The sequence below is a fragment of the Massilia sp. CMS3.1 genome, from assembly GCF_051262535.1.
Classification (GTDB): domain Bacteria; phylum Pseudomonadota; class Gammaproteobacteria; order Burkholderiales; family Burkholderiaceae_D; genus Telluria.
This window is the reverse complement of the sequence record NZ_JBIMES010000069.1, coordinates 1-1,080: the sequence shown is the minus strand read 5'-3', so window position 1 is coordinate 1,080 and position 1,080 is coordinate 1. Positions and strand designations below refer to the sequence as shown.

At 57.8% G+C, this 1,080-nt stretch carries 1 protein-coding gene; it reads left to right on the top strand.

From position 1 onward, the window contains the following. Window positions 1-104: 104 nt before the first annotated feature. Window positions 105-1,080, top strand: a 976-nt coding sequence (locus tag ACHAC9_RS24450; protein ID WP_435764404.1) for an IS481 family transposase, incomplete at its 3' end; no start/stop codon positions are given.

Below are 1,080 nucleotides of genomic sequence, written 5' to 3'. Positions count from 1 at the left end.
TGTCTGGACTCGTGGGATCATATACCCATCCGTAGCTGGCCCCTCTTCAAGGCCCGGCACGTTTTGCGTACACTGTTCCAACCTGATCTTTTACTGGTAGCCTGATGACCCAAGCCCTGCACAGCCGAGCACGAACGACGCACCTGATCCGTGAAGAAATCAAGAAGTCGACGTTGCCGCAAGCCGAGCTGGCCCGGCTCTACAACGTCACGCGGCAGACTATCAGGAAATGGCAGGATCGCGATAGCCCGGTCGATGGTTCTCATTGCCCCAAGACCCTGAACACGACGCTTACGCCCGAGCAGGAGCTGATCGTCGTCGAGCTGCGCAAGACCTTGCTGTTGCCGACTGACGACCTGCTGGCCGTCACGCGCGAGTTCATCAATCCAGCCGTTTCCCGTGCCGGCCTGGGGCGCTGCCTGCGCCGTCATGACGTTTCTGACTTACGCGACCTGCTCAAGCAGGACGACGGCGCACCGGCTACGAAAAAAACGTTCAAGGACTACGAGCCCGGCTTTATCCACATCGATATCAAGTACTTGCCCCAGATGCCGGACGAGTCTGCAAGGCGATACCTGTTCGTCGCGATCGACCGCGCCACGCGCTGGGTATTCATCGAGATCTATGCTGACCAGACCGAAAGCAGCAGTGTCGATTTCCTGGCAAAGGCGCGCGCTGCATGCCCTGTCAAGATCGTCAAACTGCTCACCGATAACGGCAGCCAGTTCACCGACCGATTTACCGCCAAGGGCAAAAACAAGGAGCCCAGCGGGCGCCACCTGTTTGACCGATGGTGCAAGCAATTCGATATCGAACACCGCCTTATTCCGCCACGCCATCCACAGACCAATGGCATGGTCGAGCGGTTCAACGGCCGTATCAGCGACATCGTCAATCAGACCCGTTTCGGTTCGGCCGCCGAGCTTGAATCGACGCTGCGCAACTACGTCAAGATCTACAACCACAACATCCCACAGCGCGCGTTAAAGCATCAGACGCCGATCCAGGCACTCAAGGACTGGCAAGCCAAACGCCCTGAATTGTTCACGAAACGCGTCTATAACCAAGCGGGTCTTGACA